The 10,988-nt window shown below is 32.8% G+C and carries 9 protein-coding genes; all 9 read right to left on the bottom strand.

What is annotated here, in order from left to right:
- Window positions 1-185: 185 nt before the first annotated feature.
- Entirely contained in the window at window positions 186-893 is a 708-nt protein-coding gene (locus tag ITJ86_RS16115) for a response regulator transcription factor (RefSeq protein WP_195872689.1), read from the bottom strand.
- A gap of 9 nt (window positions 894-902) precedes the next feature.
- Window positions 903-2,435 carry a sensor histidine kinase gene (locus ITJ86_RS16110; protein ID WP_225036187.1) on the bottom strand — a complete coding sequence of 511 codons (1,533 nt, stop codon included), beginning with the start codon at window positions 2,433-2,435 and terminating at the stop codon, window positions 903-905.
- Between the two features lie 108 nt (window positions 2,436-2,543).
- Window positions 2,544-3,131: a dephospho-CoA kinase gene (gene coaE / locus ITJ86_RS16105; protein WP_195872687.1), complete on the bottom strand. Its 588-nt coding sequence runs from the start codon at window positions 3,129-3,131 to the stop codon at window positions 2,544-2,546.
- Window position 3,132: 1 nt separating this feature from the next.
- Window positions 3,133-4,032 (bottom strand): YbbR-like domain-containing protein, encoded by a 900-nt coding sequence (locus ITJ86_RS16100; protein WP_195872686.1) that lies wholly within the window; start codon window positions 4,030-4,032, stop codon window positions 3,133-3,135.
- A 70-nt stretch (window positions 4,033-4,102) separates the two neighbouring features.
- Window positions 4,103-5,104, bottom strand: coding sequence for a glycosyltransferase (locus ITJ86_RS16095; protein WP_195872685.1), 1,002 nt, complete (start codon window positions 5,102-5,104; stop codon window positions 4,103-4,105).
- A 172-nt stretch (window positions 5,105-5,276) separates the two neighbouring features.
- Window positions 5,277-7,880 (bottom strand): T9SS-dependent choice-of-anchor J family protein, encoded by a 2,604-nt coding sequence (locus ITJ86_RS16090; protein ID WP_195872684.1) that lies wholly within the window; start codon window positions 7,878-7,880, stop codon window positions 5,277-5,279.
- 218 nt (window positions 7,881-8,098) lie between these two features.
- A complete protein-coding gene (locus ITJ86_RS16085) occupies window positions 8,099-8,917 on the bottom strand; it encodes an enoyl-ACP reductase FabI (RefSeq protein ID WP_195872683.1) in 819 nt (272 codons plus the stop codon).
- A gap of 31 nt (window positions 8,918-8,948) precedes the next feature.
- On the bottom strand, window positions 8,949-9,218 hold the full coding sequence (locus ITJ86_RS16080) for a hypothetical protein (protein ID WP_195872682.1): 270 nt from the start codon (window positions 9,216-9,218) through the stop codon (window positions 8,949-8,951).
- A gap of 22 nt (window positions 9,219-9,240) precedes the next feature.
- Entirely contained in the window at window positions 9,241-10,893 is a 1,653-nt protein-coding gene (recN, locus tag ITJ86_RS16075; RefSeq protein ID WP_195872681.1) for a DNA repair protein RecN, read from the bottom strand.
- Window positions 10,894-10,988 lie beyond the last annotated feature (95 nt).

Here is a 10,988-nt window from a genome sequence, read left to right as displayed (position 1 = left end):
AAAAAAAAAAAAAACTCTGAATATAACAAAAAAAGAGGCTGTCTAAAAAAGTTAATTCTATTGTCAATTTGAGCGTAGTCTAAAAACCTAATGCTCTAGATTTAAAGACATTTCGACGGCGCTCAATGTGACAAAAAGTAGTTTTTTAACTTTTTAGACAGCCTCTTTAACTATATAAAGGAAACTTATTTGTTATTTATCACTAACCTAAAGCCTTCTCCATGAATGTTTAAAATTTCAACATTTGGGTCTGGTTTTAAGTATTTACGTAATTTAGCAATATACACGTCCATACTTCGCGATGTAAAATAGTTGTCATCTCTCCATATTTTTGTTAATGCTAATTCTCTTGGCATTAAATCATTTTCGTGTAGTGCCAATAAACGCAATAATTCATTTTCTTTAGGTGATAATTTAGAAGGTTCTTCACCATCAAATTTAAGGAAACGCAGTTTAGAATTCAGATCGAAACGACCAATCTTAAATTCAAATTGTTTGCTATCTGCAACGGTATCTTTGGCTTTACGCTGCATAATCGCTTTTATTTTCATTAACAAAACTTCGCTATCAAAAGGTTTGTTGAGGTAATCGTCTGCTCCTACTTTATAACCTTTTAATACATCCTCTTTCATGGCTTTAGCCGTTAAGAATATAATTGGCACGTCTTCATTTTTTTCTCTGATCTCCTTAGCTAAAGTAAAACCATCTTTATAAGGCATCATGACATCTAAAATACATAGATCGAAGTCGTCCTTTTTGAACTTTTCAAAACCTTCCATCCCATTTTTAGCATGGACAACGTCGTAATCGTTCATCATTAAATAATCTTTTAAAACAGTTCCAAAATTTGGATCGTCTTCTACTAAAAGAATTTTTTTGTTTTGTTCTTCCATAATTCGTTTTTATGATATTAACGGCATCTTTATAATAAAAGTACTGCCTTTTCCTTTTTCACTTTCTACTGATATATGACCTTGATGGTCTTCTACTATTCTTTTTACATAAGCCAAACCTAGCCCATGACCTTTAACATTGTGTACGTTTCCAGTGTGTTCTCTATAAAATTTCTCGAACACCCTCTTGGCAACTGCCTTTGTCATTCCATTACCTTGATCTACCACTTTTATAAGAATATTGTTTCCTACGTTTTCGGTGTGTACATCTATTTTAGGTGCACCATCCGAGTATTTAATGGCATTATCTAATATGTTGACTATTACATTTGTAAAGTGCGTGTCGTTAGCTAAAATTGATGTTCTATCAGCATTTAAATGTGTTTTAACATACCCTTGTCTGTCTTCAACTATAAGTTCTACATGCGTTATGGCATCTTCTACCAAATCGTTTGTATCTAAGCGCTCTTTACTAATATTTAATTCGTTCTTTTCTAATTTTGAAATACGCAATACATTTTCTACTTGCGCATGCATACGTTTATTTTCATCTTTTATCATTCCTAAATAACGCAACACTTTCTCTTTATCGTTGATTATTTTTGGGTTTTTAATAGAATCTAAAGCCAAATTAATCGTCGCAATTGGTGTTTTAAATTCGTGCGTCATATTATTGATAAAATCCGTCTTAATTTGTGAAATTTGACGTTGTCTTATTAACTGATAAATGGCACTAGCATAAGCAATAATTATAATACCTGTAAAGATGATAGACAAAATTATCATCCATAAAACAGATTCTAACAAGAACTTTTTTCTATCAATAAAATCGATATAAAGTTTGTAACTGCTCTCGTTGTTATTATCTAAAAACACATAGACACCATAAGCTGTTTCATCTACTAATTCAAAATTCTCTGATCTTATTTTAGTTGCCAAATCATCATCGTAAATAGCAAATTCAAAATTAAGATCTATTCCTTCAGATCTGAGTTCTCGTCTAAGTAAGGTTTCAACTTGCTTTGCTGTAACACGTTTATAAACGGGTTTATCTTTTAACAATGTTTGAAATGTATCTTCATACGCCTGCCTATCTAAAGCAGATAAAGAAGAATACTCTCGCAATCGTGTTTCTGGATCCATACGTCTAATACCATCAATGCTGGTATTATTATAGGTTTCAGTAACGCGTTCGCTAGATAGTTTACTAATGTTAAAACTGTCTGCATCAATTTCAAAGAACAATGATGGCACTTTAAAACGCTCTTCTAAAATCGTGTTTCGGTGTATTATGGTTTTATCATTATCTTCTTCAGTAGCTATAAATAACTGTTTTATAATAGCAGAATCGGCCTTATTATCTTTTCTTAAATAAGGTTGAAGTTTCATAAAATAATCGCGATACTCGTAATCTTCAATAGCTTGAGATACTAAGCTTAGCGATCGTTTTACACTAAATGTAAAATTCTTCTTCTCGTTTTCTAAACTATTGTTTATAAAGAATAATTGTACAAAAATAATACCTATAAGAGATAAACTCATTAGTATTACCAATAACACGAATAGCTTTTTGCCCATCAGTCAAATTTAACATTTTAACATTTAGTATAAATTAGGTTTAACCTAACGTTAACAAAACAATGTCTATAATTAGTGTTTTAACTTTTTAAGTAGTGTATTGTGAATTTTAAGCGCTTGTTTTTTAGCATCTTCTAAATCATTATTAACAATAACAAAGTCAGATTGTTCTACCTTGTCGGCATCAGACCATTGATTATTAATTATAGACTTTACTTTTTCTTTTGAAACGTTATCGCGTTTCATAACGCGTTGAATTCGTAAGTCTTCATCTGCAACTACTGTGATTATATAGTCGTATTGGCTTTGAAGATTGTTTTCAAAAATAATCGCCACTTCTTTTATAACATATGCTGCATCTTGCTTATTTAACCAGCGTTTAAAATGTGATGCGACTTTTGGATGCACAATGGCATTCATTTTAGCAAGTAAGGTTTTATCACTAAAGATTTTAGACGATAAATAAGGCCTATTTAACACATTGTTTTCATAGGCTTTCTCACCAAACAAATGAATTAACTTACGTTTAATTACTTTAGAGCGATTCATTAAAGCTTTTGCTTCGTCATCAGCTATATACACAGGGATTCCGTATGACTTAAAGCACTTTAAAATAGTGGATTTACCACTTCCTATTCCGCCTGTTAAACCTATTACCATATTACAATTCGATAAAGTCTATTTGTTTTTGCCTGATATATATATGCTTTACAAATTCTGGCTTATTAACCACTTTTGGTACTAAAAACGTTTGATTTTCCTCCAATTCTGCATAGTTACATTCTACTCTAAAATCTATAGCTTTTACAGCGTTATAATTTTCTAAATCTACATAATACGAAAGCGCAACCGTTTTAGGAAAGTAATTAATTTCAACATTTTCTGGTTGATTCACAATAATAATTGGCACCTCAATTGTCCCTTCTGTAAAGCGAACAACATCTCCTGATACTTCTATTGTTTTAGGAAAAACATCAATATTGTCGTAAGCTGAGACATCTAATTTTACTGTATTTTTTATGTCACTATTTATGTCGTTTAAAACCAATTCCTTTGTGGATATCGAATTAATTTTGTTTACTTCCTCTTCGGAACCTACAACTTTTACACTATCAACATTAAGACTAAATTCTTCTTTTAAATCGTAACCTACGGCATAATTAACAGCACTTTTTAGCGTCACCGGAACTGACTTTGACGCTCTTTTAGAGTACGCAATTAAAAGCGTATCTGGCAGTATTGAAATTAAATCATATGCATTTCCCAGCTGATCCTCTATAAGGTATTGATGTTTTAAGACATCGAAAACAAAGCTATTTGGTGTTATAGTTACTTCATTTTGTGCGTTTACTTGAAGTTCCTTAGAATTGTTGAATACAAATGGAATTAATGAAAACCCTTTAGCTTCTACATAAGCTTGAAGATAGTTTGCCGAATCGTTTTTTATTAAAATTTCATCATCAATATTAACTAAGTTAACTTTTAAGTTTATAGTTTGTTTATAGTCATTAGAAAATTTAGAAAAAATTAAAAACACAAATGCTATTATAATGAATAGCATAAACCGCTTAACGTTTTTCTTTTTTAAATGGTCTAGTATGTTTAAATTCTTCTTTTGATTCATTTAAAATTTAAAAAAATAGTTGTGGAAATGCCTCTTCAGGATGCTTCCTTAGGATAACTAAATTAAATGTCGATTTTAAAAAGCCGTAACCATAGCCAAAAAACTGGATTACAATAGCCAATAACGCTTGAAACGCAACACTAAGACTTCGATTTGCTATTAAAGCTATTATAAAAGCTACAGCAAAATACAATCCGTAAACATATAATAATAAATTAATTTGAAAAACGGCTAATAGTATTGAAACAATACAACCTAAGCTAAATAATGTAGGAAACCAATACACTAAACTTTTTGAATTTGGATGCCATTGGTTAAGAATAGGCCTGACCATTCCAAATTTATGGACTTGCATATAAAATTTAGACCAAGAAATACGTCGTTTGTGATACACAATAGCATTTTGAATTAACGCTGTTTTAAAACCTAAATTTTGCAACCTTAAGGATAAATCGGGATCTTCACCAGGATGAATCTTACCAAATCCACCAGAAGCTTTAAAAGCTTTTTTAGATAAACCCATATTAAAACTTCTAGGTTGAAAGTCTTCTACCTTTTGTTTTCCACCTCGTATACCACCTGTGGTAATAAAAGACGTCATTGCAAAATTAATCGCTTTTTGAAGGTTTGAAAATGACCTATGTGCTGCATCTGGACCTCCAAAACAATCATAATATGACGTTGCTAAAAACCTGTTGACTTCTATCAAGTAATTTGAAGGTAGCAACACATCTGAATCTAAAATAATAAAGTAATTCCCTTTAGCCTTTTGCATGCCATAATTGCGAGAATCTCCAGGTCCAGAGTTTGGTTTAAAGTAATACGAAATATCTAATTGATTGTTAAATTGAGTAATAACTGCTTCAGATGTTTGGGTTGAACCATCTTCTACAATTACAATTTCATACGCGTGTTCCCCTTCAAAATTTAAAAAACTTTCTAATAGCTCTTTAATCTCGTCTGGTCTATTATAAACAGGGATAATAAATGAAAAATCAATGGCCTTCATATACCACAAAGGTAATTAAACCAATTACAACTTTTATAGAAACTATGGCTTATATAGATTCTGCAAAAAAATCCAATAGATGTTTACGTCGTCTTATTATTCATTTCAAATTAAAGCATAAAAAAAGCCGCTATAATTAGCGGCTTTTCTGTAATTAAAAAGTGTCTAAGATCTATTGCTTAATCACTCGTATTGTTTTAGTCACATTTGCAATAGTTACTTTAACAAAGTAAGTACCATTTTGTAAATGAGACATATCTAAATCACTATCAACAGTATTAGGAGTTGCTCTTAATACTTCTTGACCTAGCATATTATACATTGCCACTTGCTCTATAGTGTTTTGAGCATTTAACGATAATGTATTTTTCACTGGGTTTGGATAGTACGTAAAAGTAGCGTCGTTTTCAACATTACCTACGCTTAAAGTCACTTGATCAAAAACTTCAATACCAAATGTTCCTTCAGCAGCTGATCCCCATCTATCTACTTGAATATAATAGGTCTCTCCTTCGGTTAAATCAGTTAAAGATAAAACAGATAAAAAGTTACCAACAACTCCACCGTCTTGGTCACATCCTAACTCTGCTCCTATTGTGGTTGCATCTGCACAATCCGTTGGTGCTTCATAAACTGCTATCTCTGTATCCGTATGCGTACCACCTGCAATATCTGTACTTACTTGAACCTCACCAGAAGCTGGTGCTACAAAGGTAAACCATACTGAAGTATCAATACCTCCATTAAAACAACTTCCTTCTACTTCATCCAACTCACCTGTTGCTCCAATAGTAGTATAAGCATCACCTGTTGAACTAGCATCTACAGTTAAAGCAATAGCATCACAAATATCATCATTTGCAGGAGGACACGCTTCTTGTGTTATAGCATCACTTGTTTGCTCACAAGTTGCATCATTATCATCTGAAATTGTTATCATAACTTCCGTACCATTTACATAAGGGCCAAAAGTTAAAGTTGTCGCTTCCGTCGCTGCTTGAGCATCACTACCTTGATCATCAGTAATTGTAATATCTGTAGCTGTTCCCATATCTGTAATATCTACTTCAATGTTAAATCCACCACTAGTTTCACAATCACTAACGACACTGTATGTTGCCGTTGCATTAGTACATGTTGGAGGTGCCTCACAAGTAATTGCTAATTCAAATGTACCAGTACTAGTTAAATTATAACCTTCAACAGCAATATAATATTGCGTACCTGCTACTGAAGTAAAAGTAGTTTCTGCCTCGAAATCCAAAAAACCACCACACTCATCATAACCTGCAGCAACTGCATTTAAACTTCCAGAAGTTCCAGTAAACACAAATAATTCTGTATCAAAGTCTGTATTCATACAAGTAGACACAGTTACAATATCTCCTGTACCCATAAAACTATACCACACATTTGGTGAATCTATATCTGCATCCGTATCTATTTCAACATTAGCATCACCTTCATCCATAGTAGCATATGTCGTATCACCGCTAACAGTATCACCACATACTATAGCAATAGCGTTTGCAAAATCATCATTTGCCGGTGGCAAAGGAGCAGTGACTGTTAATACACCAGAAATGTTTGTAGTTCCATCCCAGGCACCACCATTACTTCCATCAGCCAAAATACCGCCATACATATATGGACCAGCATTTAAACTGAAGCGACTTGCATAATAATAGGTACCTTCCGATAAACCAAGATCAACCATGTTTACAGCATATTCGTCATTATTTCCTACTTCTGCTTCAAATGTCGCAACCTCCCAAGTCCAATCTTCTGTAGATGGATCTGTATCTGTAGTACTGTAACCAATCCAAACGTCTATACCTGCTGCAGCCTCTCCAACTGTGGTGTCAGTTAAACCCGCTTCGTAAGCTTGAGCATAAACCATCTGATCTGCCGCTTCAGTTTCAGCAAATGTTAACGTCGCTGGCCATTGTAAGTTGTAATAATCTAATGTATTTGCTGCATTAGGGCAAAAATCTAAAACTGAGTCTAACACTACATCACACGTATCTTCACTTTCATTTTCCAATGTTAAAACTACTGGTGTTCCTGTTGGAAATGGCCCAACAGTAACTTCCCCTGTAGCTGTAACTGTTGTAGAAGCAACACCTGCATCATTGGTAATTTCAAGATTAACAGAACTTCCTAAGTCGGTTACATCTACTAAAATTGAAAATTGTGAATTGTCACAATCGTCAACGGCAACTGCACTATCTATTTCAGCTGCATAACAAGACGGAATTGCATCATTTACAAACTCATCTACTGCGAGGTAAAATCTATCAGTATCAGTAGCAACTATAGCTACATAAATATCAGAACCAACATATGCAGACAAATCGTATTCATAAAACGTGTAGTCTCCACCTGCTGCTGAAGTTGCAGCCGTTTCACTAGCAATTAAATCAGTAAAGTCTGCAGCTGCAGTACCTGTCGTAGACACCTTTACTTCAAAAGTTTCTGTGAAGAAAGTACCATCGCTTCCTGCATAAAAACTAACGCGATCACTGATGCCACTTGTTACTGTAAACTGTGGAGTGATTAAATAATCTTCATGAGCTGCAGATTCCCAATGAATTCTTGCATGTCCCGCTCCTGCTTGTGGATAACTAGTTACATGTTCCCAAGTATAAGAACCACCATCTTCATTTAATACTGTCCATGTAGCTGGAATTTCTGTATCAAAGCTTTCGGTAAATTGCGCATTAGATTGCCAGCAAAAAGCAACCAATGCAAATAACATTAATGTAATTTTTTTCATAAAAAATATAATTTAGGTTAGTAATTCTTTAAAAATATGTTAATTCTATAGAAGATAGTGAGGTTTAACCCTCAAATCGCTGAAACGTATATAATGTCGACAAATAACAACAAATTTCCAATTTGTAAGAAAACCTAAACAAATTCTAAAGTTAAAACAGACAAAAGCCATTAAACAAACTGCTTAATGGCTTTTTGATAAGGTGATATTATGATTAACTATTGGTTATCTACGAAGGCTTCCAAAACTCCCTCACTGACTCCCATGTTGCTAAACCCTCCATCATTATATAAATTCTGTAATGTTACACGTTTGGTTAAATCACTAAATAAAGTGATTGTATAATTAGCACAGTCCATTGCCGTTGCATTTCCTAAAGGAGACATTTTTTCTGAATATGCTATGAAACCGTCAAACCCTTTAACTCCGCTACCAGCTGTTGTTGGCGTCGGTGATTGTGAAATGGTATTTACACGTACTTTTTTGTCTCTTCCAAAGAAATATCCAAAACTTCGTGCAATGCTTTCTAAATAGGCTTTGTTTTCTGCCATATCGTTATAATCCGGAAATACACGTTGTGCCGCCATATATGTTAAAGCTACAATACTTCCCCATTCATTCATAGCATCTGCTTTATAAAGGGTTTGCATCACTTTATGAAAAGACATGGCCGAAACATCTGTTCCTTTTTGAGTCCATGCATAATTTTGATCCGTATAGTGTTTTCCTTTTCTAACATTTATGGACATACCTATAGAATGTAACACAAAATCTATTTTACCTCCTAAAATCTCCATTGATTGTTCTACTAGCTTTTTAAGATCATCTTCTGAAGTTGCATCTGCAGGAATAATTTGAGAACCCGTTTTTTCTGCTAGTTCATCAATTTGTCCCATACGTATAGATACTGGTGCATTGGTTAAAACAAAGGTGCCTCCTTCTTCATGTACACGTAGTGCTGTTTTCCACGCAATAGAATTTTCATCTAAAGCTCCAAATATTATTCCTCTCTTTCCTTTTAGTAAATTATAAGACATATGGTTGTTGTTAGGTGTTAGTTATTAATTGTTAAAATTTAATTTTATTTTCTAGTGCTTCGATAATTTGATTTTTATCATTGATCCAGTGTCCGTTTCTGTACGAGATTATACCATAAACCTTATGGTAAAAGGTGTCTCCGTTTTTAGGAGCTACAGAATTGGGGTCCGGAAAAATATACGTTGGTACACATTCATCATTAACAATAATATGATCTACATCACATGGATCTTCCTTTTCTGCACAAGCTAGAATCAAAAAACTCCCTAAAATAAATACGATTACAATGTATGATTTCACCTTTTAAAATTAAACAATTAAATCAATTTAGCAATTGTTTAGCATGAGCCATAGCAGAATCTGTAATGTCTAAACCTCCAAGCATTTGAGCGATTTCTACAATACGCTCATCTTCTTTTAATTTTTTGAGTTGTGTATGTGTAACATCCTCTGCATCTATTTTAAATACCTTAAAATGTGAATTTCCTTTTGCTGCAATTTGCGGCAAATGGGTAATAGTAAACACTTGCATACTCTGACTCATTTGCTTCATAATTTCTCCCATTTTGTTAGAGATTTCACCAGAAACACCTGTATCTATCTCATCGAACATTATTGAAGGTAACTGAATGTATTCTGCCAAAATAGATTTTATTGCTAACATAATTCGCGATAATTCTCCACCTGAAGCAGATTTTTTAAGCTCATTAAAACTAGAGCCTTTATTCGCCATAAATAAAAACTGTAAGCCATCTTTTCCATTTTTAACAAATTGGTCTAAAGACTCTAATTCCACTTTAAATTTGGCATTTGGCATACCTAATTCTGATAAAAGTGTTTCTAGTTTTGAAACAAACGTCGGAATTATTTTTTTTCTTTTCTTATGAATTTTTAAGGCGGTTTGATTTAACTTTTCTATTGCCTTTTCAATCTCTTCCTCTTTATCAATAATACTTTGGTCTAAGCTTTCGGTATTATCAATCTTTAGTTTTAAATCGTTTTTAATTTGAATTAAATCTTCAATTTCTGAAACAGAATGTTTTTGGAACAAATTATTTACAACTTGAAGCGTGTTATTAATACGCTCTAATTCTTGCGGATCTGTGGTTAGATTTTCTTCAAGGTTATCTAGTTCTATAAGAATATCATCTAACTCAATTCCTATACTGACCATACGCTCTTTCAAGGATTCATATGGTTTTCCGAAATTTGCGATTTTAGACAGTTCTTGTTTTGTAGCATTAATTTGGTCTACCACACCAAGTTCTTCTGCGTTTAAAATGGCTTTGGTGCTACTTAGTTTCTCACCAATAATCTCAACATTATTTAGTTCTTCGTATTGCGTTTCTAGATCTTCAAGGTTAATCTTTTCTAAATTAACTTCATTTAATTCATTAGATAAAAAGAGATTGTAATCGTACTCTTTTATTAATTCGGCTTTAGACAATTTTAAACTTTCTAAAGCTTTTTGAAGTGTTTTAAATGTCGATAATTCTTTAGAAAAAGTCTCTAAATTTGATTTATTTTCTGCTAAGGCATCAATAACTTTAAACTGGTAATCGTCTTGTGTTAACTGCTGCGTTTGGTGTTGTGAATGAATATCTATAAGATAACCACTCAACGCTACTAAACTCTCTAAGGTTACAGGGGTATCGTTAATAAAGGCTCTAGATTTTCCGGAAGGTAAAATTTCTCTTCTAATAATGGTTTGCACATCATAATCTAAATCTAAGGTTACAAACAGTGATTTTAAATCGTAATTGGCAATATCAAAAATAGCTTCAATTATACATTTTTCGCCTGTATTTTTCACCTGACTTAAATCGGCTCGTTTCCCTAAAACTAAAGACAAACCACCTAGTAAGATGGATTTTCCAGCTCCTGTTTCACCAGTAATAATCGTTAAACCATTATTAAATGCAACGTTTAACTCATCGATGAGTGCGTAATTTTTTATGTAAAGAGATGTTAACAAGTGCTTATAATTATGTATTACAAAATTAAGATTTTAAGCCAAGTAGAGCGTCATTATTTTTTGAAATATATTAAAGCAACTAAAGAATGTCTACT

Source organism: Winogradskyella marina, assembly GCF_015645385.1.
Classification (GTDB): Bacteria; Bacteroidota; Bacteroidia; order Flavobacteriales; family Flavobacteriaceae; genus Winogradskyella; species Winogradskyella marina.
The sequence above is the reverse complement of the archived record's forward strand: the minus strand, read 5'-3'. Positions and strand labels throughout refer to the sequence as shown.